26 protein-coding genes are annotated in these 25,908 nt (G+C 67.9%); 12 read left to right on the forward strand and 14 right to left on the reverse strand.

The annotated features are described in order from the left end of the window. Position 1: 1 nt before the first annotated feature. Entirely contained in the window at positions 2–946 is a 945-nt protein-coding gene (locus DMO17_RS05680) for an L-threonylcarbamoyladenylate synthase (protein WP_110681536.1), read from the reverse strand. A gap of 466 nt (positions 947–1,412) precedes the next feature. Here DMO17_RS05680 and DMO17_RS05685 point away from each other — a divergent pair, with 466 nt between their 5' ends. The 3 genes from DMO17_RS05685 (at position 1,413) to recX (ending at position 3,525) form a co-directional block, all read left to right on the forward strand. Next, the gene (locus DMO17_RS05685; RefSeq protein ID WP_110681537.1) at positions 1,413–1,913 is read left to right on the forward strand and encodes a CinA family protein; all 501 of its coding nucleotides are present in this window, start codon (positions 1,413–1,415) and stop codon (positions 1,911–1,913) included. A gap of 87 nt (positions 1,914–2,000) precedes the next feature. Next, a complete protein-coding gene (gene recA / locus DMO17_RS05690) occupies positions 2,001–3,050 on the forward strand; it encodes a recombinase RecA (RefSeq protein ID WP_110681538.1) in 1,050 nt (349 codons plus the stop codon). 10 nt (positions 3,051–3,060) lie between these two features. Next, positions 3,061–3,525 (forward strand): recombination regulator RecX, encoded by a 465-nt coding sequence (gene recX, locus DMO17_RS05695; RefSeq protein WP_110681539.1) that lies wholly within the window; start codon positions 3,061–3,063, stop codon positions 3,523–3,525. A gap of 71 nt (positions 3,526–3,596) precedes the next feature. Here recX and DMO17_RS05700 read toward each other — a convergent pair whose 3' ends face one another. Then, positions 3,597–4,676 (reverse strand): LOG family protein, encoded by a 1,080-nt coding sequence (locus tag DMO17_RS05700; protein ID WP_110681540.1) that lies wholly within the window; start codon positions 4,674–4,676, stop codon positions 3,597–3,599. A gap of 175 nt (positions 4,677–4,851) precedes the next feature. Next, positions 4,852–6,255 (reverse strand): MBL fold metallo-hydrolase RNA specificity domain-containing protein, encoded by a 1,404-nt coding sequence (locus DMO17_RS05705; protein WP_110681541.1) that lies wholly within the window; start codon positions 6,253–6,255, stop codon positions 4,852–4,854. A gap of 125 nt (positions 6,256–6,380) precedes the next feature. Between DMO17_RS05705 and DMO17_RS05710 the strand changes: the two genes are divergently transcribed. Both DMO17_RS05710 and DMO17_RS05715 read left to right on the forward strand, forming a co-directional pair. Next, positions 6,381–8,777, forward strand: a complete 2,397-nt coding sequence (locus DMO17_RS05710; RefSeq protein ID WP_110681542.1) for a phosphoketolase family protein — start codon at positions 6,381–6,383, stop codon at positions 8,775–8,777. A gap of 24 nt (positions 8,778–8,801) precedes the next feature. Next, entirely contained in the window at positions 8,802–8,996 is a 195-nt protein-coding gene (locus DMO17_RS05715) for a hypothetical protein (protein ID WP_110681543.1), read from the forward strand. A gap of 3 nt (positions 8,997–8,999) precedes the next feature. Here the strand turns inward: DMO17_RS05715 and DMO17_RS05720 are convergent, their stop codons facing one another. Further along, positions 9,000–9,401 carry a quorum-sensing-regulated virulence factor family protein gene (locus tag DMO17_RS05720; RefSeq protein ID WP_110681544.1) on the reverse strand — a complete coding sequence of 134 codons (402 nt, stop codon included), beginning with the start codon at positions 9,399–9,401 and terminating at the stop codon, positions 9,000–9,002. 123 nt (positions 9,402–9,524) lie between these two features. On the opposite strand from DMO17_RS05720, the gene DMO17_RS05725 reads away from it, so the two are divergent. After that, on the forward strand, positions 9,525–10,238 hold the full coding sequence (locus DMO17_RS05725) for a tRNA-uridine aminocarboxypropyltransferase (protein ID WP_110681545.1): 714 nt from the start codon (positions 9,525–9,527) through the stop codon (positions 10,236–10,238). 37 nt (positions 10,239–10,275) lie between these two features. Here DMO17_RS05725 and DMO17_RS05730 read toward each other — a convergent pair whose 3' ends face one another. Then, positions 10,276–11,157: a DMT family transporter gene (locus DMO17_RS05730; RefSeq protein WP_110681546.1), complete on the reverse strand. Its 882-nt coding sequence runs from the start codon at positions 11,155–11,157 to the stop codon at positions 10,276–10,278. 124 nt (positions 11,158–11,281) lie between these two features. Between DMO17_RS05730 and erdR the strand changes: the two genes are divergently transcribed. Both erdR and DMO17_RS05740 read left to right on the forward strand, forming a co-directional pair. Beyond that, positions 11,282–11,935 (forward strand): response regulator transcription factor ErdR, encoded by a 654-nt coding sequence (erdR, locus tag DMO17_RS05735; protein WP_110681547.1) that lies wholly within the window; start codon positions 11,282–11,284, stop codon positions 11,933–11,935. A gap of 61 nt (positions 11,936–11,996) precedes the next feature. Continuing rightward, positions 11,997–12,362: a diacylglycerol kinase gene (locus DMO17_RS05740; protein WP_110681548.1), complete on the forward strand. Its 366-nt coding sequence runs from the start codon at positions 11,997–11,999 to the stop codon at positions 12,360–12,362. Between the two features lie 11 nt (positions 12,363–12,373). Here the strand turns inward: DMO17_RS05740 and DMO17_RS05745 are convergent, their stop codons facing one another. The 7 genes from DMO17_RS05745 to DMO17_RS05775 form a co-directional block, all read right to left on the reverse strand. Beyond that, positions 12,374–13,705 carry a DUF58 domain-containing protein gene (locus tag DMO17_RS05745; RefSeq protein WP_110681549.1) on the reverse strand — a complete coding sequence of 444 codons (1,332 nt, stop codon included), beginning with the start codon at positions 13,703–13,705 and terminating at the stop codon, positions 12,374–12,376. Positions 13,706–13,718: 13 nt separating this feature from the next. Beyond that, a complete protein-coding gene (locus tag DMO17_RS05750) occupies positions 13,719–14,759 on the reverse strand; it encodes an AAA family ATPase (RefSeq protein ID WP_110681550.1) in 1,041 nt (346 codons plus the stop codon). After that, positions 14,756–15,994, reverse strand: coding sequence for a DUF4350 domain-containing protein (locus tag DMO17_RS05755; RefSeq protein WP_110681551.1), 1,239 nt, complete (start codon positions 15,992–15,994; stop codon positions 14,756–14,758). The genes DMO17_RS05750 and DMO17_RS05755 overlap by 4 nt, the downstream gene beginning before the upstream one ends. Then, positions 15,991–17,574: a DUF4129 domain-containing protein gene (locus DMO17_RS05760; RefSeq protein WP_110681552.1), complete on the reverse strand. Its 1,584-nt coding sequence runs from the start codon at positions 17,572–17,574 to the stop codon at positions 15,991–15,993. Before DMO17_RS05760 ends, DMO17_RS05755 begins: the two co-directional genes overlap by 4 nt. Beyond that, positions 17,561–18,541, reverse strand: a complete 981-nt coding sequence (locus DMO17_RS05765) for a stage II sporulation protein M (protein ID WP_110681553.1) — start codon at positions 18,539–18,541, stop codon at positions 17,561–17,563. The genes DMO17_RS05760 and DMO17_RS05765 overlap by 14 nt, the downstream gene beginning before the upstream one ends. After that, positions 18,538–19,266: an RDD family protein gene (locus DMO17_RS05770; protein ID WP_110681554.1), complete on the reverse strand. Its 729-nt coding sequence runs from the start codon at positions 19,264–19,266 to the stop codon at positions 18,538–18,540. The genes DMO17_RS05765 and DMO17_RS05770 overlap by 4 nt, the downstream gene beginning before the upstream one ends. Before the next feature lie 95 nt (positions 19,267–19,361). Next, on the reverse strand, positions 19,362–20,123 hold the full coding sequence (locus DMO17_RS05775; RefSeq protein ID WP_110681555.1) for a hypothetical protein: 762 nt from the start codon (positions 20,121–20,123) through the stop codon (positions 19,362–19,364). A gap of 163 nt (positions 20,124–20,286) precedes the next feature. Here DMO17_RS05775 and sbcB point away from each other — a divergent pair, with 163 nt between their 5' ends. Continuing rightward, on the forward strand, positions 20,287–21,720 hold the full coding sequence (gene sbcB, locus DMO17_RS05780; RefSeq protein WP_110681556.1) for an exodeoxyribonuclease I: 1,434 nt from the start codon (positions 20,287–20,289) through the stop codon (positions 21,718–21,720). Between the two features lie 54 nt (positions 21,721–21,774). Here sbcB and mvaT read toward each other — a convergent pair whose 3' ends face one another. After that, positions 21,775–22,152: a histone-like nucleoid-structuring protein MvaT gene (gene mvaT / locus DMO17_RS05785; RefSeq protein WP_110681557.1), complete on the reverse strand. Its 378-nt coding sequence runs from the start codon at positions 22,150–22,152 to the stop codon at positions 21,775–21,777. 305 nt (positions 22,153–22,457) lie between these two features. On the opposite strand from mvaT, the gene purU reads away from it, so the two are divergent. From purU to DMO17_RS19695, 3 genes are read left to right on the forward strand one after another with little or no spacing between them, the layout of a single operon-like run. Beyond that, the gene (purU, locus tag DMO17_RS05790) at positions 22,458–23,309 is read left to right on the forward strand and encodes a formyltetrahydrofolate deformylase (RefSeq protein ID WP_110681558.1); all 852 of its coding nucleotides are present in this window, start codon (positions 22,458–22,460) and stop codon (positions 23,307–23,309) included. A 25-nt stretch (positions 23,310–23,334) separates the two neighbouring features. Further along, a complete protein-coding gene (locus tag DMO17_RS05795) occupies positions 23,335–23,763 on the forward strand; it encodes a CBS domain-containing protein (RefSeq protein WP_110681559.1) in 429 nt (142 codons plus the stop codon). 1 nt (position 23,764) lies between these two features. Then, positions 23,765–23,938 (forward strand): hypothetical protein, encoded by a 174-nt coding sequence (locus DMO17_RS19695; protein WP_181418739.1) that lies wholly within the window; start codon positions 23,765–23,767, stop codon positions 23,936–23,938. 3 nt (positions 23,939–23,941) lie between these two features. On the opposite strand, the gene DMO17_RS05800 is transcribed toward DMO17_RS19695, so the two are convergent. Next, positions 23,942–25,819, reverse strand: coding sequence for a methyl-accepting chemotaxis protein (locus tag DMO17_RS05800; RefSeq protein WP_110681560.1), 1,878 nt, complete (start codon positions 25,817–25,819; stop codon positions 23,942–23,944). Positions 25,820–25,908 lie beyond the last annotated feature (89 nt).

Raw genomic sequence — 25,908 nt, forward strand, 5'->3', positions numbered from 1 at the left:
CTCAGTCCAGGCGCTGGCTGGCGCGACTCAGACGGTCGTGCACCGCGGCCCAGGCGTCCTGCAGCGGCGGTAGCTGGATATACAGGCGCTCCAGGCCCAACGCATCGAGCTGGTAGAGCGCGGCATACAGGCGTGCGGCATAGGCCTGCGGCTCATCGCCCAGGTCCAGGGCCGGCCCCTGGCTGGGCTGCGCGCGCCCACACCAGAGCCAGCCGCAGCGCGGCGAGGCAAGGGCCTCGGCAGGTGCCTTCACGAAGGCCAGGGTCGTGGTGCTGGGCGCGTAGTGGCGATGGTGCTGGCCGGGCGCGCGCACGGCGCCGGCCTTGCCTTCCAGCGGCTCGCCAAGCAACGCCTCCAGCCGATCCTGGCCGAGCATGCCGCGGCGCAGCAGGCGCGGGCTGTCGCCCGGCAACAGGCTGACGATGCTCGACTCGAGGCCCACCTGGCAGGGACCGCCGTCGAGAATCCACAGGTCGCTGCCGGCGAACTGCTGCGCCACATGCTCGGCGCTGGTCGGGCTGATCGACATGTAGCGGTTGGCCGAGGGCGCCACCAGGCCTCCACCGAAGGCCGCGAGCAGCGCCTGCGCGCTCGGGTGCGCCGGCACGCGCAGGGCCACGCTGTCCTGGCCGGCGGTGACGCTGCGCGAGACTTCGTCACGGGCCGGCAGCACCAGGGTCAGCGGCCCCGGCCAGCAGGCGTCCATCAGCCGTCGCGCGGCCGGTGGAACCTCGGCGGCCCACTGGCCGACCTGCTCGGCGCTGGCCAGGTGCACGATCAGCGGGTTGCTGCTCGGCCGCCCCTTCAGGGCGAAGACCTGCTCCACCGCCGCCGGCTGGCAGGCATCGGCGGCCAGGCCGTAGACGGTTTCCGTGGGCATGGCGACGAGGCTGCCGCCGCGCAGGCGGGTGGCGCACTGTTGAATATCGGTGGTGATCAGGGGCATGGCGGGTTATGTGCGGGGCTGCTGTCAGTTGCTGCGACCATAGCGCCTGGCGGCTCGATCATCCATAGCGAGGTTCGGGTAGACACAGAGAAAGTAGCGGGCGCTGATTGATCTATGCCCCGGCGACAAGTGACAGAGCCTTGCGGGAGAAAACTGCCTGGGGTCGGTTGATGTTGCCCAGGTTCCGAGCGTTGTCGTACACACTCAGGCTTCGTCAGCTTCAAGGCTGGCAACTTATCATGCCGTTGCTCCTGGCTTCGGTAGCCTCTGGACTCCACCCCAAGTCTCATTGAGGGGCCTGGAATGGATTTCTGTTTAACGAATCAAGTCCGGTCTCTTATTCTCGCTTTCATGAGTGGAGCTGCATCATTGGGCCTGAAAGGCCATTCATATCGATCTGCCCCGCTGCAATCGCCAGGCCGCCTGGTGTAGGGTAGCCAGCCTGCCCGAACCTCCCGGAGAGCACATGGACTCCATCACGTCGTTGGCCGAGCAGCTGGGGGCTCGGCTCAAGGCCCTGAGCGCCCAGGTCAGCACCGCCGAGTCCTGTACCGGCGGCGGCATCGCCGAGGCCATCACCCGCATCGCGGGTAGCTCGGCCTGGTTCGAGGCCGGCTACGTCACCTATTCCAATGCCCAGAAGACTGCCCAGCTCGGCGTGCCCGCGCAGCTGTTCCCGCGTGTCGGTGCGGTCAGTCGCGAAGTGGTGGAGGCCATGGTCGCCGGTGCCCGACGCCACAGCGGCGCGCGCTTCGCCGTGGCGGTCAGCGGCATCGCCGGCCCCGACGGCGGCTCGGCGGAAAAGCCGGTGGGCACGGTGTGGCTGGCCTGGGCCGACGGCGAGCGCAGCTTCGCCGAGCGCTGCCAGTTCGCCGGGGACCGCGAGGCGGTGCGCCGGCAGACGGTCGAACGGGCGCTGCAGGGCTTGCTCCGACTGGCGGCAGGAGAAAATCCGGTTCAGGGGTAGGCGAGCGATTTGCCTTATGGAATACTACTGTCTACTTATACAGTTGTTGGCGAGCGTACGGCTCCCTTTGATCACGTGAGGATGGAAATGGACGAGAACAAGAAGCGCGCGTTGGCGGCCGCCCTGGGCCAGATCGAGAAGCAGTTCGGCAAGGGTGCCGTGATGCGCATGGGCGACCACGAGCGCCAGGCCATCCCGGCCATCTCCACCGGCTCCCTCGGCCTCGACATCGCGCTCGGCATCGGCGGCCTGCCCAAGGGCCGGATCGTCGAGATCTACGGTCCGGAATCCTCGGGCAAGACCACCCTGACCCTGTCGGTCATCGCCGAAGCCCAGAAAGCGGGCGCCACCTGCGCCTTCGTCGACGCCGAGCACGCGCTGGACCCGGACTACGCCGGCAAGCTGGGCGTCAACGTCGACGACCTGCTGGTGTCGCAGCCGGACACCGGCGAGCAGGCCCTGGAGATCACCGACATGCTGGTGCGCTCCAATGCGGTGGATGTGATCATCGTCGACTCCGTGGCCGCGCTGGTGCCCAAGGCCGAGATCGAGGGCGAGATGGGGGATTCCCACGTCGGCCTGCAGGCCCGCCTGATGAGCCAGGCGCTGCGCAAGATCACCGGCAACATCAAGAACGCCAACTGCCTGGTCATCTTCATCAACCAGATCCGCATGAAGATCGGCGTGATGTTCGGCAACCCGGAAACCACCACCGGTGGCAACGCCCTCAAGTTCTACGCCTCGGTGCGCCTGGACATCCGTCGCACCGGCGCGGTGAAGGAAGGCGACGAGGTGGTCGGCAGCGAAACCCGCGTCAAGGTGGTGAAGAACAAGGTGGCCCCGCCGTTCCGCCAGGCCGAGTTCCAGATCATGTACGGCAAGGGCATCTACCGCACCGGCGAGATCATCGACCTGGGCGTGCAGCTGGGTCTGGTCGAGAAGTCCGGCGCCTGGTACAGCTACCAGGGCAACAAGATCGGCCAGGGCAAGGCCAACGCCGCCAAGTACCTGGAAGACAACCCGGAAGTGGGTGGCGCCATCGAGAAGATCATCCGCGACAAGCTGCTGGTGGATTCCGCTGCGGCGCGCGGTGCGGTCGAGGAAGACGCCGACGAGATGGCCGATCTGGACGTCTGAGTCGACGGCCATGGGCGCTGTGCTGGATACGCCGGTCGCCGTGCGCCGCGCCGCCATGGACCTGCTGGCCAGGCGTGAGCATGGCCGGGTCGAACTGACCCGCAAGCTGCGCCAGCGCGGCGCGCCGGATGAGCTGATCGCGGCCGCCCTCGAGCGTCTGGCCGAGGAGGGCCTGTTGTCCGAGGCGCGCTACCTGGAGTCCTTCGTGGCCAGCCGTGCACGGGCCGGTTACGGGCCCATGCGCATTCGCGAGGAACTGGCCCAGCGCGGCCTGCCCAGACCGGCCATCGAGCAGGCGCTGAGCGAGGCCGAGGTGGATTGGGGCGAGCAGCTGCGCGAACTGTGGCAGCGCAAGTTCGCCGGCCAGTTGCCGCAGGACATGCGCGAGAAGGCCAAGCAGGCGCGTTTTCTCGGCTACCGCGGTTTTTCCCAGGAGCAGATAGGTCGTCTGCTGCGCGGCGCCAGCCTGGATTGATTTCCCCTTAGAGCCCGAAGCGTCCCCTCTTCGGGCTCCGTTTTTTCAGCGTCTGTGCCAGGTCGTGCCGGCTAGGCGTTCTGCGCCCAGTTCTGCGGCAGGTTGATGAAGTCCACCAACTCACGCAGGCGACCGTGGTCGCGGGCGTTGAAGCGGAAGGCCAGGCGCGTCAGTTCGCACAGCTCCGGCTCGTCGCTCTCCGCCTCGCAGTAGGGTTGCTGCAGGTAGCCGCCGTCCAGGCAGAGGTCGGCGAATTCCTTGTTGAGGGTTGCCAGCGCGGCCTGGTTGAGCGGGTGGTTCATGCGTACCACGAAGCTGTCCTTGAGCCAGCGCGAGGAGTGGAAGTTGCGATAGAAGCGGGCGATCTCCTGGCCGGCCTCTTCGGCACTGTGCACCAGACGCACCAGCTGCAGGTCGCTGGGCAGTATGTAGCGGCGTTCCTGCAGCTGCATGCGCAGGAAGTCCTGGAAGTGCTCCCAGTAGCTGCTACCCGGTTCGTCCAGCAGCACGATGGGCACCAGTGGACTCTTGCCGGTCTGGATCAGGGTCATCACCTCCAGCGCCTCGTCCAGGGTGCCGAAACCGCCGGGGCAGAGCACCAGGGCATCGGCTTCCTTGACGAAGAACAGCTTGCGCAGGAAGAAGAAGTGGAACGACAGCAGGTGGGCACTGCCGTTGACCACGTCGTTGGCGCCCTGCTCAAAGGGCAGGGTGATGTTGAAGCCCAGGCTGTTTTCCAGGCCGGCGCCTTCGTGGGCGGCAGCCATGATGCCGCCGCCGGCGCCGGTGATCACCATCAGGTCGAGGCGGGCCAGGGTCTGGCCCAGTTCGCGGGCCAGGCGGTAGGTCGGATGGTCGGCGGGCGTGCGCGCCGAGCCGAATACCGTGACCTTGCGCCGGCGCTTGAACTGTTCGAGGGTGCTGAAGGCCAGCTCCATCTCGCGCAGGGTCTGCAACATGATCTTGGCGTCCCAGCGGTTGCGGTCGGCCTGGGCCATGCGGATCACGGTGGTGAGCATTTCGCGGTACAGCGGCAGGTTGGGGCTGGCAGGCGGGACGACCAGGGCGGTGAGTTGCTCGATGTGGCTGCTGAGGTCGACTCCGCTGGTCTGGAAGTGCCGGGACAGGTAATCGTCCGGTTCGTAAGGCATAGACTTCTCCTTCTTCTGATGCAGGTCCGGTCGCGGCCACGTCCTGTGGCGCCAGACCCTGTCTGAGAGTATGGCCCGGACCATGACGTTATGACGGACAAAAGACGCCCCGGGTTGCAGGGCAACCCAGGGGCTTTTGTAACCGGATGACTCGGGGCTCAGGCGCCGTGCGGCGTCACAGGGCGATCTGCTCGCCCGGTTCGGGGATGTTGGCGATCCAGTTCAGGCGCTGGCGCAGGGCCTGTTGCAGGGTCTGCATCTTCTCCAGCTCGCCATGTACCAGGTACAGCTCGGGGCGGTGCTCGAAGTGGGCGACCCAGTCCAGCAGCTGCGATTGCCCGGCATGCGCCGAGAAGCCGCCGAGGGTGTGAACCTGGGCCCTCACGGCGATGCGCTGGTGCAGCAGCTTCACCGTGCTGGCGCCGTCGACGATGGCGCGGCCGAGGGTGCCACGGGCCTGGAAGCCGGGGAACACCAGGTGGCATTCGCTGCGCCAGAGGTTGTGCTTGAAGTGATGGACGATGCGTCCGCCGGTGCACATGCCGCTGCCGGCGATGATGACGGCACCGCTCTTGACCCGGTTGATCGCCATCGACTCTTCCGGCGACTCGGTGCAGCGCAGCACCGGCAGCCAGTCCTCGACGCGCCTGACCCCCTTGGCCTGCAGGGCGGCGCGATCGACCGGGTTGAACTGCTCGTGGAAGCGCGAGTAGATGGCGTTGGCGCGGATCGCCATGGGGCTGTCGAGGAACACCGCCTGCTGTGGCAGGCGTCCCTCCTGATAGAAACGGCCCAGGTAGTAGATCAGGTCCTGGGTGCGACCGACGGCGAAGGAGGGAATCAGCACATTACCGCCGTCGCGATGGGCCTGCTGCAGGATGCCGGCCAGCTCGTCGAGGGTGTCCTCGCTGCGGCGGTGGTCGCGGTCGCCGTAGGTGGACTCGAGCAGCACCACGTCGGCGCGGTCGAGGATGGCCGGGTCGTGCATCAGTGGCGAACAGGTGTTGCCGAGGTCGCCGGAGAACACCAGGCGGCGCTGCAGATGGTGGTCCTGCACCTCCACCTCGACGATGGCCGAGCCGAGGATGTGGCCGGCATCGTGGTAGGTCACCTGCACGCCCTTGGCCACTTCGGTGGCCCGGCCATAGGGCAGAGGGCGGCGCAGCTGCAGGGCCCGCTCGGTATCGCGGGTGGTGTAGAGCGGCTCGATCGCCGCCTTGCCCAGGCGTGCGCGCCATTTGTTCTCCCACTCGGCGTCCTTCTCCTGCAGGTGCGCGGCGTCCAGCAGCATCAGTTCCATCAGCGCGCAGGAGGCTTCGGTGGCGAAGATCGGCCCGCGGTAGCCGTCCTTCACCAGCTTGGGTAGCAGGCCGGTGTGGTCCAGGTGGGCGTGGGAAACCACCACCGCGTCCAGCGTCAGCGGGTCGAAGGGGAAGGGCTGGCGGTTGCCTTCCTCATCCTCGCGGCGCCCCTGACGCAGGCCGCATTCGAGCAGCACCCGCGCGCCGTCGCGGCTTTCGATCAGGTAGCGGGAGCCGGTGACTTGCTGGATGGCGCCGAGAAAGCTGAGCAGAGCCATGGAGAGTCCTTCTTCACGATGATGGCTGGCAGGTTGCACCCTGGCGCGTCAGCGCGTCTTGATGCAGGTCAGCACTCGGGCACGGTGGCCTGCCTAGACTGGCAGCAGACACGAGGAGCCGAGCCATGTCCCAGCTATTGCCCAGCCTGCAGGAACTCAACGCTCACGCCCAGGCCGAGCCCGCCTTCGCCCTCTGGCAGCAGGGGCGGGGACCCGTTCAGCATAGTCCGGAAACCCGCGCGGCGGTCTTCCGCTTGGCCCACCAGCTGGTCCAGGCCGGCCTGCAGCCCAGTCTGGAGGCGGTCTACCGACGCCTGCGCGCGCTCGACCTGCTGACCTGCGCCGGCCTCTGGCTGGTGGTGCACATGACCTATGCGCAGCGGGTGCGCCTGGATGGCGCGGCGCTGGCGGCAGAGGACTTCAAGCCGGTGCCCGAGGGGCATACCGGCGGCGCCCTGAACATGGTGCCGGCCTATGCCGGATACCTGGCGCTCAACGCCCTGAGCGGGCGTACCCGCGCCTGGCTGATGGGGCAGGGCCACTGCGTGGCGGCCATCGAGGCGCTCAACCTGCTGAGCGCCAACCAGCACGCCGAGCAGGCGCAGCGCTACGGCCGCGACGAGGCCGGCATGAGCCGCTTGGTCGCCGACTTCTACGGCTACGCCCAGGCCGCCGACGGCAGCGTCGCGGTGCCGCTCGGCAGCCATGTCAACCCGCACACCGCCGGCGGCATCACCGAGGGGGGCTACCTCGGCTTCGCCGAGCTGATGTATGCGCACATGCCGCAGCCCGGTGAAACCCTGGTGGCTTTCCTCTCCGACGGTGCCGCCGAGGAGCAGCGCGGCAGCGACTGGATGCCCCGCTGGTGGCGTGCCGAGGACTGCGGTGCGGCCCTGCCGGTGATGATCGCCAACGGCCGGCGCATCGAACAGCGCACCGAGCTGGGCACCCTGGAGGGGTTGCAAGGTTTTCGCCAGCACCTGCGCCTGTGCGGCTTCGATCCGCTGCTGTTCGACGGTCGCGACCCGGCCGCCTTCGTCTGCGCCCTGTGGGAAATGGAGCAGCGCCTGAGCCATCGGGTGCAGGAGCTGCGCAACGGGGTGCTCGACTATCCGCTGCCGATGCCCTACGGCATCGCCGAGACGGTGAAGGGCTTCGGCTTTCCCGGCGCCGGCAGCAACGCCGCGCACAACCTGCCGCTGGCGGCCTGTCCGCGGCTCGACGAAGACGCCCGCGGCCAGTTCAACCAGGCCGCCGCCGCGCTCTGGGTGGCGCCGGACGAACTGTTCGCCGCCGCCGACCTGCTGCGCCAGGGCGAGCGGCCGCTGGAGCGCGATACCGCCCTGGCCTGCCGCCACCCCGAGCTGCCGCGTCTGCCGCCGCTCGCCTACCGCGCGGCGCCGGCCTCGCCGATGGCCGCCTTGGATGGTTTCTTCGTCGACCTGGTGGCGGCCAACCCCGAGCTGCGGCCGCGGGTGGGCAACCCCGACGAGCTGGCCAGCAATCGCCTCGGCGGTGTGCTCAAGGCGCTGCGCCATCGGGTCAGCCAGCCGGAGAGCGAGCTGGAATCGGTGCATGGCGCGGTGATCACCGCGCTCAACGAGGAGGCGGTGGTGTCCGCCTGCCTGGCCAACCAGGGGGGGCTGAACCTGGTGGCCAGCTACGAGGCGTTCTGCGTGAAGATGCTCGGTGCGGTCCGCCAGAGCCTGATCTTCGCCCGCTTGCAGAAGGAGGCCGGGCGACCGGCCGGCTGGCTCGGTTGGCCGCTGGTGGCCACCTCGCACACCTGGGAGAACGGCAAGAACCAGCAGTCGCACCAGGACACCGGCTTCTGCGAGGCGCTGCTGGGCGAGATGAGCGACATGGTGCGGGTGCTGTTCCCCGCCGATCACAATGCCCTGCTGGCCCTGCTGCCCGGCATCTACCGGGCGCGCGGCCAGCTGGCCTGCCTGGTCGTGCCCAAGCGCGAGCGGCCCTGTGAGATGAGCCCGGCGCAGGCCGAGCAGCTGGCGCGCGACGGCGCCCTGGAGCTGGACCGCCATGAGGGCGAGGACCCGCTGCTGCTGATCGCCACCGGCAGCTACCAGCTGGCCGAGCTGCGCCGCGCCGCCGTTCGTCTGAGCGAGGCGGGGCGCGCCTGGCGTCTGATTTACTTGCAGGAACCGGGGCGCTTCCGTGCGCCGCGCGATACCTGGGAAGCACAGGTGGTGGCGCCGCAGTCGCTGGTGGAAACGCTGTTCCCGGCCGGCTGCAAGCGTCTGTTGCTGACCCACATGCGTGGCGAGGTGGCGCGGGGGCACCTGTGGCCGATCCTGGCCCAGGCCGAGCGCTGCGCCGTGCTGGGCTATCGCAACCGCGGCGGCACCCTGGACGAGGCGGGCATGCTGTTCGCCAATGCCTGTAGCTGGGCGCACGTGTTGCGTGCGGCGAGCCGCCTGCTGGGGCTGCCACCGTCAGCCCTGCTGCGTGGCGAGGAGCTGGCCGCGGTGGAGGGCAGGGGCGACCCGCATTGCCTGCGCTGAGGGTCATGGACGGGAGGGGCAGGTATGCCCAAGTTGACGCTGGAGCTGGACCTGGAGCTGTATCGCCTGCTGGTGCAGGCCGCACGGAGCAACGGCCTGAGCCTGGAGGATGAATGCCTGCGGCGCCTCGAGGGTGGCGTGCGTCGCTCGCGCTACATGGAGGCGCTGCTCGCCGAGTTGCGTGCCGACGACGAACAGCGCCGCACCGGCGAGAGCTGAGCGCTACTGCAGGCCGCAGTCGGCCTTGGCGAAGCGCTCGTCGGCCACCGGCTGGTTGCCCGGATATTCGCTGAACTGGTAGCGCAGCACGGCGCCCCGGCTGAGCAGCTGGCGGTAGCCGGGGTTGCCGCAGACGCTGGCGGCCAGCTGGTCGCGCACGCTGGCCGGGTTGGCGCGCATCTGCGCGGCATGGGCCGCGCGCACGCTGAGCTGGTTGATCAGCATGCCGCCCTCCACCGTGTAGCCCTGGTCGAGGATGTCGGCATTGATCGCCCGTGGCGTGCCGACATTGCTCTGCTTGGCCACTTCCTCGAGCATCAGGTTCAGCTCGTACTCGCCCAGCGAGGCGGCCTGGGTGGCGGGCAGGAACAGGGCGAGAGCGAGCAGGGTGACGAGACGCGGCATGAGGATCTCCAGAAGGTGCGGTGCGGCCTTCGACCGCTTGGCGTCGGTCGGGTTCGCCGGTGTTCCATCTTACCCGGTGGCGGAGGCAAGGGTAGACTGCGCGCCTTTTACCCGGAGTCCGTCATGAGCCATGCCGTCGCCCGCCTGCGTGCCGAGCGCCTGGCGCGCAGCCTCAAGCCCTTCGTGTCGCGGGGCTCGCGCTCCGAGCGCTGCCCGGACTGCCGGGTGATCCCCGCCTACTGCCTGTGTGCCTGGCGTCCGCGGGTCGAGGCGCGGGCGGCGATGTGCCTGCTGATGTACGACGTGGAGGCGCTCAAGCCGAGCAATACCGGCTGGCTGATCGCCGATCTGGTGGCCGACACCCACGCCTTCGGCTGGCAGCGCACCGCGGTCGACCCACACCTGCTGGCATTGCTGGACGACCCGCAGTACGCCCCCTGCGTGGTGTTCCCCGGTGAATACGCCGAGCCCGAACGGGTGATCGAGGAACTACCGCCCCTGGCGCCGGGCCAGCGTCCGCTGTTCATCCTGCTCGACGCCACCTGGACCGAGGCGCGCAAGATGTTCCGCAAGAGTCCCTACCTGAACCGCTTCCCGGTGCTCAGCCTGAAGCCCGAGCAGCTGTCGCGCTATCGCCTGCGCCGCTCCAAGCGCGACGAGCACCTGTGCACCGCCGAAGTGGCGGCGCTGTGCCTGGAGCTGGCCGGCGAGCGCCGTGTCGCCGGAGCCCTGGATGCCTGGCTGGACCTGTTCACCGAGCGCTATCTGGGTGCCAAGCACCGTCGCGTGCTGGACGAGCAGAGCCCGGCGCACCAGGCGCTCAAGCCTTTCCTCTGAGACCTCTGCGCCGCGCTCTATTCGGCGGCGCAGGCGCTCAGGCCTTCTTCGGCCAGAGTTGGGCGAGCAGCATGCCGGCGAACATCAGCGCACAGCCGAAGTAGCCCTTGAGCGCCAGGGCCTCGCCCAGCAGCAGGGCGCCGGCGATGGCGGCGAACACCGCCTCCAGCGACAGGATGATGGCGGCATGCGAGGCGATCGCATGCTTCTGCGCCACCACCTGCAGGGTGAAGCCGACGGCCACGCCGAACAGGCCGCCATAGAGGATGGCCGGGCCGGCGGCGAGGATGGCCTCCAGGCGGATTTCCTCCAGCACCAGCGCCAGCAGCAGGCTGATCAGCGCGCAGGTGGCGAACTGCAGCAGGGCCAGGCGCAGCGGGTCGTGGCGGCTGGCGAAGAAGCTCACCAGCAGTACGTGCACGCCCCAGACGAAGGCACCGGCCAGCTGCAGCCAGTCGCCGGAGGCGACCTGGAAGCCCTCGCCGACACTGAGCAGGAACATGCCCACCACCGCCAGGCCGGCGCCCAGCCAGGTGCCCATGCCGGTGCGCTGGCCGATGACCAGGCCGAGCAGCGGGACTACGATGACATACAGGCCGGTGATGAAGCCGGAGTTGGTCACGCTGGTGAACAGCAGGCCGACCTGTTGCAGGTTGATCCCCAGCGCCAGCGCCAGGCCCATGGTCAGACCGCCGAGCAGCAGGCCGCGGTTGACTGGCTCGCGCTTCTGTCCCTGCTCGCGACGGCCCAGCCAGAGCACCAGCGGCAACAGGGCCAGGCAGGCCAGGGTGAAGCGCAGGCCGGTGTAGAGGAAGGGGCCGATGGCGTCCATGCCCAGGCGCTGGGCGACGAAGGCGGAGCCCCAGATCATCGCGGTCAGCAGCATCAACAGGTCGGCGCGCAGGGCTTGGCTTCGCATGGCGGATCTCGCTCGGAAAAACTGGCGACTTTGCCGCAAAGCGCGGAACTTGACCACCCCGTCATGGCTCGGCATGCTTGGCGCCGCTTGCTGATCCGGCCCACAACAACAACGGGGAACGCCCATGGCCGCATACGAGATTCTCATCGCCGACGACCACCCGTTGTTCCGCAGCGCCCTGCACCAGGCGCTGACCCTGGGCCTGGGGCCGGACGTGCGCCTGGTGGAAGCGGCCAGCATCGCCGAGCTGGAGGCCCGCCTGGCCGAGAAGGCCGACTGGGACCTGGTCCTGCTCGACCTCAACATGCCTGGCGCCTATGGCTTTTCCGGCCTGGTGCTGCTGCGCGGGCAGTATCCGCAGATCCCCGTGGTGATGATTTCCGCCCAGGAGGAGGCCGCCGTGGTGGCGCGTGCCCGTGAGTTCGGCGCCAGCGGCTTCATTCCCAAGTCCAGCCCGCTGGAAACCCTCCAGCAGGCCGTGCGCCAGGTGCTCGATGGCGAGGTCTGGTGGCCGCCGCAGGCCTTCGAAGCGGTCAGCGTGTCGGCCGAGGCCAAGGCCGCCAGCGCCGGCCTGGCCAGCCTGACGCCGCAGCAGTTCCGCGTCCTGACCATGGTCTGCGAGGGCCTGCTGAACAAGCAGATCGCCTTCGAGCTGAGTGTCTCGGAGGCCACCATCAAGGCCCATGTCACCGCCATCTTCCGCAAGCTCGGCGTGCGCACCCGCACCCAGGCGGCGCTGCTGCTGCAGCAGATGGAGTCGGTGCCGGCCCAGCAGTAGGCCCCTTGTGGGCCGCTCGCCGCTACAATGCGCGGCGAGTCATTCACGGATTGCCTTCCCCATGTCGCCATTCAAGGGCCAGACCGGCCTGAAACGTATCCTCAATGCCGCCGGCTATTCGCTGGACGGCCTGCGCGCCGCCTTCACCGGCGAAGCTGCCTTCCGCCAGCTGGTGCTGCTCAACGCGGTGCTGATTCCGCTGGCCTTCTGGCTCGACGTCAGTCCGGTGGAGCGCGCGCTGATGGTGGCGGCGGGCTTGCTGTCGCTGATCGTCGAGTTGCTCAACTCGGCGGTGGAGGCGGCCATCGACCGCATCTCCCTGGAGCGCCACCCGCTGTCGAAGAACGCCAAGGACATGGGCAGTGCCGCCCAGCTGACCTCACTGGTGCTGATCGCCCTGGTCTGGTCGATCATCCTGCTCGGCTGAGCGACCCGCGCCTACAGCACCCCGGCCTTCTTCCAGGCCAGGTAGCGGCTGACCAGCTCCGGCCCCAGCTCCTTCGGCCGCGCATCCAGCACCGGCACGCCGTGGGCCAGCAGGCGCTCGTGCAGGCCGGCGCGCGCATTCAGGTAATCGACCGTGCCGCAGTAGGCCAGGGCCTGCTCGTAGTCCTGCACCTGGCTGTGACGCAGGCGATCGAGCACTTCCTCGCGCAGGCTGGCGACCAGCACCCGGTGCTGGCGGCCCAGGCGCCTGACCGCGCCGAGCAGCTCCTCGTCGTCCTCGTCGCGCAGGTTGGTCACCAGCACCACCAGGGCGCGACGGCGCTGGCGGGCGAGCAGGGCGTTGATCGCCGCCGCGTAGTCGGCCGGCCGGCGGGTGCTGTCGAGGGCATACACGGCGTTGAGCAGGGTGCCGATGTGGGCCTGGCCCTTGAGCGGCGGCACGTACTGGTCCTGGTTGCCGGCGAAGGTCGCCAGGCCCACCGCGTCGCCCTGGCGCAGGGCCACGTAGCTGAGCAGCAGGCAGGCGTTGAGGGCGTGGTCGAAGTGCGCCAGCTCGTCGTCCTGGCTGCGCATGCGGCGGCCGCAGTCGAGCAGGAAGACGATCTGCTGGTCGCGCTCGTCCTGGTACTCGCGGGCGATCGGCGTGCGCTTGCGCGCGGTGGCCTTCCAGTCGATCTGGCGCAGCGTGTCGCCGTCGCGGAACTCGCGCAGCTGGTGGAACTCCAGGCCCAGGCCGCGGCGCTGGCGCTGGCGTACGCCGAGCTGGCTGAGCCAGTCGTCCACCGCCATCAGCTGGGCACCGTAGAGGCGGGCGAAGTCGGGGTAGACACGGGTCTCGCTGGCCTGCTCGACGAAGCGCCGTGCCTGCCACAGGCGCAGCGGGCTGGGCAGCAGCAGTTCGCAGCGGGGGAATCGGAAGTGGCCGCGCCTGAGCGGGCGCACCCGGTAGCCGAACTCGGTCTGCTCGCCCGGATGCAGCGCCACCGACTGGGGCAGGAACTCGAAGTCCATGTGCTCCGGCAGATGGTCGAAGGCCTGTATGACCAGCGGCTGGCGATAGTCGTGGTGCAGGGTCAGGCGCACCTCGCTCCAGCGCCCTAGCGGCAGGTTGCCGGGCAGCTGGCGCTGCAGGCGCGGGGTGGGCTGCCGGCGCAGCCACAGGGCGTCCAGACCAGCGAGCAGCAGCAGGGCCAGCAGCAGGCCCCACCACAGCGGCTGCAGGGTCTGCGGCAGCCTGATGCCGAGCAGCGGCAGGCTGCCGAGAGCGATGGCCAGAACCAGCAGGCCGCCGAGCAGGCCGAGGAGCAGGCGGGATGGTTTCATGCGCGGGCGATCGTCACAGGCGCGGCGCCGGAACCTGGTCGAGCAGCTGCTGCAGCACCTGGTCCACCGACAGGCCCTCGATGTCCAGCTCCGGCGCCAGGCGCACGCGATGACGCAGCACGGCCAGGGCGCAGGCCTTGATGTCGTCCGGCAGCACGAAGTCGCCGCCGCGCAGCAGGGCGCGGGCGCGGCCGCCACGCACCAGGGCGATCGAGGCGCGCGGCCCGGCACCCATGGCCAGGCCCGGCCAGCTGCGGGTGGCACGGGCCAGGCGCACGGCGTAGTCGAGCACCTGGTCGTCGATCGGCAGTTCGCTGGCGATCTTCTGCAGGGCCAGCACGTCCTTGGCCTGCAGCAGGGTGCGCAGCGGCGCCACCTCGAGCATGTCGGCCTTGGCCGAGCGGGTCACCTGGCGTACCAGGCTCAGTTCCTCGTCGGCCTGCGGGTAGTCCATGCGCAGCTTGAGCATGAAGCGGTCCAGCTCGGCCTCCGGCAGCGGGTAGGTGCCTTCCTGCTCGATGGGGTTCTGCGTGGCCAGCACCAGGAACGGCTGCGGCACCGGCAGGGCGCGGCCTTCCAGGGTGATCTGGCGCTCCTGCATGACCTCCAGCAGGGCCGCCTGAGTCTTGGCCGGGGCGCGGTTGATCTCGTCGGCCAGCAGCAGGTTGGTGAAGGCCGGGCCCTTGCGCAGCTTGAACTGCTCGGACTGCAGGTCGTACACGGCGTGGCCGGTGACGTCGCTGGGCATCAGGTCCGGGGTGAACTGGATGCGCGCGAACTCGCCGCCGAAGCACTTGGCCAGGGCGCGCACCAGCAGGGTCTTGCCCAGGCCCGGCACGCCCTCGACCAGCACGTGGCCGCCGGCGATCAGCGCGGTGAGCACGTCGTCGACCACCTCGCGCTGGCCGACCACGGCCTTCTGCAGTTCCAGGCGCAGGGCCTGGAGCATCTGGCTGGCGCGCTGGCGCTGCTGGCCGGCCGGGTTGGCCGCGGGTGCCGCGGCGGCGGGGGCGGCGCTAGTGGTGCTGGGTTGTTCCGGCGTGTGTTCGCTCATAGGGCATTCCTGAGGGTTTGCAGGTTGGCGACCTGGCGGGTGAAGTCGGCGGCGGACAGCCGCTGCGCCGGCAGCGGGCGCATGGCCTGGCTGATGGCGGCGGTGGGTAAGCGGGTGAGGCGGCCGAGCACCTGCCACTGCTCGGCCACCGGCAGGCGTTCGAAGCCGGGGTGGCGATGGCGGGCGCGGCGCTGGATGTCGCGTTGCAGGTTGGCCAGCAGGTGCTGCTGGCCGGCACGCCGCAGGAGGAAGTCGGCGCCGGCGCGCAGGTGCTCCTCCAGCTGCCGGCGCGCCGGCGCGGGTTGCCCCTGCAGCGGGCCGTGGCGCAGGCCGACATGCCACAGCAGCAGGCCGATGAGCAGGGCCAGCGCCGCCAGCGCGGCGGGATAGTGCTTGAGCAGCAGGCTGAACAGGTCGTCGCGCTGGGCGTTGTAGATCAGGGTCACGACGCTGTCCTGGGTCAGGTACCAGAGCAGCCAGGCATTGTCGTGGTCGCCGATCCTGTCGTTCTGCCACAGCCAGGCGTCGGTCAGCACGGTGACCAGCCCCTTGCCGTGCTCGAGCTGCAGCATGTGGGTGGCGTCGCCGCTGTTGGCCCAGGCGTAGGCGCGGTTCTCGGCATCGAACAGGTGGTACTCGGTGTCGAATTCGACGTAGGCCGGCGCTTCCTCGTTCTCCAGATAGATCTTGGTCAGCTCCGGATAGCGGTCCTCTTCCGTGTCTTGCGCAGCCGTCGCCTCGGCGCCGGACTCAGGTGTGGGCTCGGCCGCTTCCTCATTCTCGGCAGCGGATTCCTGGTCGTCTTCCTCGTCCAGCTCGTAGGTGCTGAACTGCTGCACGCCAAGGGCGTCCAGCAGCAGGTCGCCGCTGCGCTCCTCTTCCTCGTCCCACAGCTCCTCGGCGACGAACACCAGATGGCCGCCCCGGGCGGTCCAGTCCAGCACCTGCTCGGCCTGGCGCGGCGTCATGTTGCGGCGCGGTGCCAGCAGCATGAGGGTGTGTCCGGCGGGCGGTAGGTCGCGCAGCACCTCCAGACCCTCGGCACGCGTGGCGGCTATCTTCTGCTGGCGCAGGAACAGCTCGGCGGCCAGGTAGTCGTTGGCGCGCGCCTCGGGCGAGGGACCGTGCTTGATGGTTTCCTCGTAGGGCTGCAGGCGCGCCAGGGCATGCAGGCCGAGCCAGACCAGGGCGATCAGCAGCACGCCGCCGAGGGCGAGTTTCAGCGGCCGGCTCATGCCCGTGCCCCCGGGGCGAACAGGCGCCGCCAGCCGTCGGCGAGGGCGCGGCCGAGGTTGGCCGGCGGCAGGCGGTGGCCGTAGGCGAGGTTCTGCCAGTGGCGGGTCAGCACCAGGCTGAAGCGTTGCAGGTCCTCGCGCTGCAGGGTCTCGACCAGGCGCAGTACCTCGCCCTCGGTGTGCGAGCCCTTCAGCGGCAGACGGAAGTCATGCAGCAGGCGGCTGAGCAGGGCGCGGTAGAGCAGGCCGAGGGCTTCGCGCGGCTGCTCTGCCCAGAGCCGCTCGGCCTCGCCGGCGACGTCCGCGGGCAGGCTCTCCGGAGCCAGCTCCAGGCCGAACAGCTGGCTCGGCATCTCGCGCGCGGGGCGCTGCGGCAGGCCCAGGCGTGCGGCGAAGGTGCTCAGCCATTCGCGGTAGCGCCACAGCAGCAGGGCGACCAGCAGGGCCAGGGCGGCCCACAGCAGCACCTCAAAGAACAGCGCCAGCAGGTCGAGGCTGCCCCAGAACTTGCCGAGCTCGAACAGCTTCTCGATCAGCTCGATCAGGTTCTCGATCTCCTCCTCGCTCGGCTCCTCGGCGCTGTCGTCGCCGAAACGCCAACCCCGCACCACCTCGCGGTTTTCGAAGGGCGGTGCATCGAGCAGCTGGGTGATGCCGTCGCGCGCTTCCTGGCTGGTCAGCGGCTGCAGCAGCAGGCGAGCGGCATCCGGGCCCATGGGATCGTCGAAGGGTACCGGGCAGCTGGCGCTCGGCTTGGCCGCCAGGGCCTCGCCGCTCGGCAGCAGGGCCAGGCTGGCGCAGCAGACCAGCAGCAGGGCATAGGCGCTGCCGGTGAGACGCTGGCGCAGGCGGCGGAAAGTCAGCTCGATGTCCCAGGCTTCCAGCTCGGTGCGGCGATTCAGGTAGAGGGTGAAGCCGCAGGCCACGTAGATCGGTTCCCAGAACACCAGGACCAGAGCGTAGAGCAGGTTGGACAGGTGCTCCAGCCATAGCCACTCGCCGCTGCTGGCGTCGAGCAGCATCTGCCAGCTCCAGTCGATCTGTACCTGCTGCGGGATCAGCAGGTAGAGCAGGGTGATCAGGCCCAGCGACAGCAGGGCCTCCAGATGAACGCCGAGCACGGTCAGCCAGGTGGCGCCACCGGCGTAGCGTTGCCCCAGAACCACCAGGCGCTTGCTGCGTGCCTCGCCGGCCAGGCCTTCCAGCTGCAGCACCGGCAGGTCGAAGCTGCGTGTCGGGCTCAGGCGGCGCCAGGTCAGGCTGGCGATCAGTTGCGGTCTGAGCAGGCGCGGCAGGGCCCGGAAGGCCTCCTTGAGGGTCGGTGTGTCGCCGAACAGGGCGCGCGACAGGATGTGCAGCGGCAGGCGCTCCCAGGCCGGCTTGAGCCACCAGAACAGCAGCACGGCGACGGTCGGGTACTGCCAGAGCAGGGCGCTGAGCAGGACGAACAGCGGCAAGGTGAGCAGCGCCCAGCTGGCCATCAGCAGGCCCAGGTGGCGGCGCGCCAGCAGCACGCCGAGGTCGATGGCTTCCCAGGCGCTGCGCGGGCGGATGGCGACGCTGGCGTCAGTCAGGCGCATGGCGGGTGCGTCCGGCGAGCAGGAAATAGGCGATCACCAGCAGCCACAGGCCGGCCCCGACCCAGTACTTGGTCAGCGGGCTGGCGTAGGTCATGGACGACCAGTAGGCCTCGACGAAGGCGGCGATCAGGAGGAACAGGATGACCCCGGCGACCAGTTGGATGGCCTGGCCGGCCGCCTGGCGCAGGGCTTCGCCACGGCGCAGGCGGCCGGGGGCGAGCAGCGCCCAGCCGAGCTTGAGCCCGGCGGCGCCGGCCAGGGCGATGGCGGTCAGCTCGAAGGCACCGTGGCCGATGACGAAGGACCAGAAGGTCTCGCTGTAGCCGATGCGCGTCAGGTGGCCGGCGATGGCGCCGATCACCAGGCCGTTGTAGAGCAGGAAGAACAGGCTGCCGAGGCCGAACAGCAGGCCACTGGCGAAGGTCTGAAAGGCGATGCCGATGTTGTTCATGATGTAGAAGCCGAACATCATCCAGTCGTCGCCGGAGTCGCGTTCGGCGAAGCGGCCGATGCGCCGCGCGCCCGGGTCGTACATCTCCTCCATCTGGCCGACCTGCTCGGCCGGCATCAGGCTGTAGATCACTTCGGGGAACTGCCAGGTGAGCAGGCCCATGCCGAGCAGGCTGCCGAAGAACAGCAGGCAGCCGGCCAGCACGGCGCGCCATTCGCGGCGCACCAGCTGCGGGAAGCCGGCGATGACGAAGCCGATGACCTGTGCGCCCAGGTGGCTGCGGTGGCGATAGAACTGCTGGTGACCGCGCTTGGCCAGTTGCTGCAGGCGGTCGATCAGGTGGCTGCTGTAGCCGCGCTCCTCGGCCAGGGCCAGGTGTTGGCAGAGGTGGCGGTAGTCGATGGCGAAGCTCTCGCAGTCGCGCCGCTCGGCCTTGCCGCGTTCCAGTGCCTGCAGGCGTTGCTCGAAGGCCTGCCAGTCGGCTGCGTGGCGTTGCTCGAAAAGATGCTGCTTCATGCCGACCCCAACAGGCTGCGGGCGATGCCGTTGAGGCGCGCCTCGGCGTGTTCCGGCAGGCTGTCCAGTGGCTCGGCGAGGATCGCCGCCAGCTCGGTGCGGCGCGCGGTGGAGAGACTGGTGCGGCGTTCGGCGAAGTCCAGCACGGCGCGTTGCTCGGCCAGGCTGAGCGGGAAGGGCGCGCGCTCGGCCTCCGCCTCGGGCGGCTGCGGCTGTTTCGGTTCCTCGTCGCGATACACCACCAGGGTGCCGGCGGCCAGGTCGCCGAGGCGTTTGAACTGGCTGTGGCTCAGGCAGCTTATCGCGCCCAGGCAGTAGGCGAACGGCAGCATGTCCACCGCGCGCAGCAGGTTACGGGTCAGCGAGGCAGCCCAGCCCACCGGGGTGCCGTCGTCATGCACCACGTGCAGGCCCATGGCCTTCTTGCCGGGGGTGCGGCCCTGGTACAGCACTTCGAACAGCACCGGGTACCACCAGTTGACCAGGAAGTAGAGGATGGTGCCCAGGCCAGCGCCGAACTGACCGAGCAGGCCGAGTAGCACGAAGGCCGCCAGCAGGATGGCGCCACGGATCAACAGGTCGATGCCGAAGGCCAGCGCGCGCGGCATCAGGCCGGCGGGACGGAGGATCAGATCGATGCCCTCGGGCGTCTCAACCAGCAGGCGGGTATCCAGCAGGGGCAGGCCTGGGGCAGCGGACTGGGCGGTGGCGGGCGTGAACGGCATCGGGGTACTGCATCGAAGAAAGGCCTGATGCTAGCCAGCAGCAGGGTGCCAAGGCAATCGGGCCGCCGCGCGGCGGCCCGAACTTCCGGGTGAAATCAGTTGGCCGGCGGCAGTACGCCGAAGATGGTGCGGTACAGCACGCCCATGCTGATGATGAACAGCGGCATGCTCCAGATCAGGCCGATGCCCAGCGGAATCATGCTCAGCGCCATGATCAGGCCGAGCACCAGGAACAGGCCGAAGACCTTGAACCAGTGCTGGCTGATGGCCTTGCGCGAGGTTTCCAGGGCCTGCCAGGGTGACAGGCCGCGCTCGATCACCAGCGGCATCGCCAGCATGTAGGCCACGCCTAGGTAGATGCCGGGCAGCAGCAGGAGCAGCGAGCCGATGTAGATCAGGACGGTCATCACCACGGCGGTAATCAGCAGTGGCACGAACAGGCCGAGGCCGCTGAACACCTCGTTGAAACTGACAGGCTGGTTGGCGGCGCGACGGATACCGACCATGTTGACCCCTGCCAGGAAGGGGTAGGTCAGGGCCGAGGCCAGTACCGAGATCACGAACTGGCCGACCAGGATGGCGCTGAGGCTGGCCTCGCTGAGCAGGCCGATGGCGCCAAAGAGGGCGCCCAGCACGCTGGTGGCGACGAACATGACCACATAGAAGATGACCAGGCCACCGAAGATGATGCCCTTGGTGCCTTTGACCAGGCGCCAGGACTCGCCGATGACGTCGCCGATGCGGAAGTCATAGCCACGGTTGAGGGCTTCGGCAATGGTCGGGGTCTGGCTGCTGGAGACTTCCTGCAGGTTGCTGACCGGTGCCGCGTAGGGGTTGGGTGCGGTGGAATCGTGCATGGCGTGACTGTCCTTGTGGTTGGTTTTCCTGATCGGGCCATCCTATCGGTTGAGGCATGCCGGCTACAAGGCAGGCAGCGTGAGAGACATCATGCTTTGCTTGCCGCGGCCCGTGCGGCTTGCAGTGATAGACTGGCTGCGTTGCCACCCATGAGGAACCATCTTGTCTGCGAGTATCTTCTGGTACGACTACGAAACCACCGGCATCAACCCACGCTGCGATCGCCCATTGCAGGTGGCCGGCATCCGTACCGACGAGCAACTGAACGAGATCGGGGCGCCGCTCAACCTCTACTGTCGTCCGTCCGACGACATCCTGCCGCACCCGGCGGCCTGTCGCATCACCGGCATCACGCCGCAGGTGCTCGAGGAAAAGGGGCTGGTGGAGGCCGAGTTCATGGCCCGGGTGCATGCCGAACTGGCCCTGCCCGGCACCTGTGGCGCCGGCTACAACAGCCTGCGCTTCGATGACGAGGTGACCCGCTACAGCCTGTACCGCAACTTCTACGACCCCTATGCCCGCGAGTGGCAGGGCGGCAACAGTCGCTGGGATTTGATCGATCTGGTTCGTGCGGCCTATGCCCTGCGTCCCGAGGGCATCGAATGGCCGCGGGACGCGGATGGACGGGTTTCGCTCAAGCTAGAGGGGCTGACCCTGGCCAACGGCATCGAGCATGGCCAGGCCCACGATGCGCTGTCCGACGTGCGCGCCACCATCAGCCTGGCGCGCCTGCTGCGCGCGCGCCAGCCGCGCCTGTACGACTTTCTCTACCAGCTGCGCAGCAAGGCGCGGGTGGCCGAGCAGATCCGCCTGCTGCAGCCGTTGCTGCATGTGTCCGGGCGCTTCGCCGGTGATCGTCATTACCTGGCCGTGGTCCTGCCGCTGGCCTGGCACCCGAGCAACCGCAATGCCCTGATCGTCTGTGACCTGCAGGCCGAGCCGCAGCCGTTGCTGGAGTTGGACGGCGAAACCCTGCGCCGCCTTCTCTACACCCGCCGTGACGAGTTGGCCGAGGGCGAGCTGCCGGTACCGCTCAAGCTGCTGCATATCAACCGCTGCCCGGTGGTGGCGCCGCTGAAGGTGCTGCGGGAGCAAGACCGCGAGCGGCTGCAGCTGGACCTGGACCTGTGCGAGCGGAGGGCTTCCTTACTGCGCGACAACCAGCCGCTCTGGCAGGCCAAGCTGGCGGACATCTATGCCGCCGAGGAGTACGCCGGGCTGGACGATCCCGAGCAGCAGCTGTACTCGGGATTTCTCGGCGAGCGTGACCGCCGTCTGTGCGAGCAGGTGCGGCAGGCCTCGGTCGAGCAATTGGCGCGGGATAACTGGGCATTCAGCGATATGCGCCTGCCCGAATTACTGTTTCGCTACCGCGCGCGCAACTTCCCGGGTTCGTTGAACGGCGCCGAGCAGCAGCGCTGGCAGGAATTCTGTCGGATGCGCTTGGAACAGGCGGAAATGGGCGCGCCCAATACCCTGAACAACTTCATGAGCGCCCTGGCGCTGGAGTGGCAGCAGGCGGATGAGGCGCAGCAGGCGGTATTGCGGGCCTGGCAGGAGCACATGGAGCGTTTGCGGGCGAGTTATTGCGGGTAACTGCAAGATAATAAAAAAGCCGGCATCCGCCGGCTTTTTTCAAACTACGGGTGATTAACCCAGCAGGGTGGCCCAGCTTTCCACGGTGGCGGCGCCCCACTTGGCTTTCCACTCTTTCAGGGTCTTGTGATTGCCGCCCTTGGTTTCAATCACTTCGCCGGTGTTGGGGTTCTTGTATTGCTTGACCTTGCGTGCGCGCTTGCCGCTGGCCGGCTTGGCCGCGCGGGCGGTCTTGCCGCTCTTGGCGCCTTCCGGATCGAGCAGGGCGATGATGTCGCGCAGGGATTTCTGATATTCGCCCATCAGGGTGCGCAGTTTGCCTTCGAACTCCAGTTCTTTTTTCAGCTTGTCGTCCTGCGACAGGTTCTTCAGGCGCTCTTGCAGTTCCTTGATGGCTTCTTCGGTGGCGCGGTATTCATTGATCAGGGACATGGGGTTCTACCTTGAGTGGACCGGTTGCAGTTGTAATGTGGACTAATAATAGGCAGGCGCTTCACTCAAGTAAATAACATCGAAAACTTTTGCCTGAATATCGAGACTGTATTGCCGTGTCATAACTCCATCGACCATGTTAGATGGGCCTTCATTGCGCTTGTGTGTAATGAATGTGTTCGGCCAAGTTTGCTCTGCGCAAGTTGTGGCGCAATCCACTGGTGCCGCCGGCACACCGGGATTACTGAAGTTTTCCCCAGCTGTGGCTAGAATGGCGCCCTTCGCGAAGTTTCTGGAGTTTCTTCATGCGCACTTTTCGTCTGGTGATCGCCTGCCCGGACCGCGTCGGCATTGTCGCCAAGGTCAGCAGTTTCCTGGCCACCTATAACGGTTGGATCACCGAAGCCAGTCATCACTCCGATGATCAGAGCGGCTGGTTCTTCATGCGCCACGAGATTCGCGCCGATTCCCTGCCCTTCGATCTGGACGGTTTCCGCCAGGCCTTCGCCCCCATCGCCCGCGAGTTTGCCATGGAGTGGCGCATCACCGATTCGGCGCAGCGCAAGCGCGTGGTGCTGATGGCCAGCCGCGAGTCCCATTGCCTGGCCGACCTGCTGCACCGCTGGCACAGCGACGAGCTGGACTGCGAGATCCCCTGCGTGATCTCCAACCACAACGACCTGCGCAGCATGGTCGAATGGCATGGCATTCCCTTCCACCATGTCCCGGTCGATCCGCAGGACAAGGCGTCGGCCTTCGCCGAGGTGGCCAGGCTGGTGGCGGAGTGCCAGGCCGATGCGGTGGTGCTGGCGCGCTACATGCAGATCCTGCCGCCGCAGCTGTGCCGCGAGTATGCGGGGCGGGTGATCAACATCCACCACAGCTTTCTGCCGTCCTTCGTCGGCGCCAAGCCCTATCACCAGGCTTCCCTGCGTGGCGTCAAGCTGATCGGCGCGACCTGTCACTACGTCACCGAGGAGCTGGATGCCGGCCCCATCATCGAACAGGACGTGGTGCGCGTCAGCCACCGCGACAGCGTCGAGGACATGGTGCGCCTCGGCAAGGATGTGGAGAAGATGGCGCTGGCCCGCGGCCTGCGCTATCACTTGGAAGACCGCGTACTGGTGCACGACAACAAGACGGTGGTGTTTGACTGACCGTCGCGCGCGGTGGGAGGACGATATGCTCAGATCGATCAAGGTGCGCGACTACATGGCCACGCACCTGTTGACGTTCAAGGCCGACACCGATCTCTACCGCGCCATCGGCGTGCTGCTGGAACATCGTATTTCCAGCGCACCGGTGGTCGATGAGCAGGGCCGGCTGATCGGCCTGCTGGCCGAGGCCGACTGCCTGCGCGGCATCCTGTCCGGGGCCTACTTCGAGCAGACCGGCGGTCTGGTCGGCTCCTGCATGAATCCGCGGGTGGAAACGGTTTCTCCCGACTGCAGCGTGATCGAGGTGGCCGAGCGATTCCTGCATGGCGGGCACCGCCACCTGCCGGTGGTGGAGGAGGGGCGGCTGCTCGGGCAGATCAGCTGTCACGACGTGCTGCTGGCGGTCAAGGAATTCGCCCAGCATGACGCCGGTCAGCCGGTGAGCGAGAGATGAAATGAAGCAGCCCGGAACCGCGACACCGCCCCCCACCCTGGGCGAGGGTTGTGTGCGGCGCTATGACCCGCAGGCGTTGAGCGAGGAGGACGGCACCGAGTTTCCCGGTGCCGCCGAGCTGTGGCGCCAGTTGCAGGCGCCGCAGGAGCCGCCGGCGGACGACGAGTCCGCCTGAGCTTCAGATACGGAAGCTGTCGACCAGGTGCTTGAGGCGGGTGGCCTGCTGCTCCAGGTCGCCACAGGCGCGCAGGGTGGCCTGCAGGTTCTCCACGCCTTCCTGGTTGAGGGTGTTGATCTCGGTGATATCCATGTTCAGCGAGTCGACCACCGCGGTCTGCTCCTCGGTGGCGGTGGCGACCGACTGGTTCATGCCGTCGATCTCGCCAATGCGCTGGGTCACACTGCCCAGGCGTTCACCGGCCTGGTTGGCGATCTCCACGCTCTGCTCGCTGTAGCGTTGGCTCTCGGTCATGGTGGACACCGACTCGCGGGCATCCACCTGCAGCTCCTCGATCATCTTCTGGATTTCCTGCGCCGACTCCTGGGTGCGGTGCGCCAGGTTGCGTACCTCGTCGGCCACCACGGCGAAGCCACGGCCTGCCTCGCCGGCCCGGGCGGCCTCGATGGCGGCGTTCAGCGCCAGCAGGTTGGTCTGCTCGGAGATGCTCTTGATCACCTCGAGGATCTGGCCGATGTTCACCGTCTTGCTGTTCAGCGTCTCGATGTTGCGGCAGGAGGCGCTGATCTTCTCCGATAGTTCGTTCATCGCGGCGATGGTCTTCTGCAGCACCTGGCTGCCGTCCTCGGCCAGGTGACGAGCGTCGGAGGCCTGGTGCGAGGCGTCGGCGGCGTTGCGCGCGATCTCCTGGGCAGCGGCGCCCAGTTCGTTGATGGCGGCCGCCACGCTGTTGGTGCGGCTGGCCTGTTCGTCGGAGTTGGCCATCGACGAGTTGGAGGCGTTGACCACCAGCTTGGCCACCTCGTTGAGCTGCTGGGTGGCCGAGGAGACCTCGCGGATCGAGCCGTGGATGCGTTCGACGAACTGGTTGAAGGAGGTCGCCAGCTCGCCGAACTCGTCGCGGCTCTGCACGCTCAGGCGCTTGGTCAGGTCACCCTCGCCCTGAGCGATGTCGCGCATGGCCTTGCCCATCAGCAGCAGCGGCTGCATCAGCACGCGGATCAGCATGCCCAGCAGGAACATGATGATGACCACGGCGATGATGGTGGCGATGATGGCCGAGGCGCGGAACTCGCTGAGGGTGGCGTAGGCCTTGTCCTTGTCGATGGACAGACCGACGTACCAGTCGACCGAGGGCAGGCCCTTGACCGGGGTGAAGGTGAGGATGCGCTCGACGCCATCGAGCTCCGCTTCGGTCACGCCGGCGCTGACGGTCGGCGTGTTCTGCGGGTAGACCTCCTTGAGGCTCTTCATCACCAGATTCTTGTCCGGATGGACCAGGATCTTGCCGTCTGCGCTGAGCAGGAAGGCGTAGCCGATGCCGTCGAAATCCAGCGAGTTGATGATCTGCACCAGGGTGTCCAGGCTGAGGTCGCCGCCGACCACGCCGCTGCTGCCGGCCGGGGTGGCGATGGTGATGATCAGCTTGCTGGTGGCGGCATCCACGTAGGGCTCGGTCAGGGTCGAGCCACCGGCGCTCATGGCGTCCTTGTACCAGGGGCGGGTGCGCGGATCGTAGCCTTCCGGCATCTGCTCGTCCGGGCGCATGGTGAAGGAGCCGTCGGCCGAGCCCAGGTAGGTGAAGGCGAAGGTCGAGGTCAGCACCTTGCTTTCCAGGGTCTTGACCAGCGAATCGGGAGTGCTGGTTTCGTCGATCGACTGGGCCACGTTCTCCACCAGCAGGATGCGCCCGGACAACCAGTTCTGGATGTTGCTGGCGGTGATCTGGCCCAGACTCTCCAGCTCATGCTCCAGATCACTGCGAATGGCATTGCGTTGCAGGTAATCGTTGTACAGGGTGAACAGGGAGAAGGCTGCTATCACCACCAGCGAGGCGGCGAGCAGGATCTTGTGGCTGAACTTCAGGTTCTGGGTCATGGTGGCTTGCGTCCGGTAAGGTCTGGCAGCAGTCTTGTAGGTGGCCGTACGACGCTGCGCCGGCCTTATGGGTAACACCATCTATAACG

The sequence above is a fragment of the Aquipseudomonas alcaligenes genome (genome assembly GCF_003205495.1).
Taxonomy (GTDB): Bacteria; Pseudomonadota; Gammaproteobacteria; order Pseudomonadales; family Pseudomonadaceae; genus Aquipseudomonas; species Aquipseudomonas alcaligenes_B.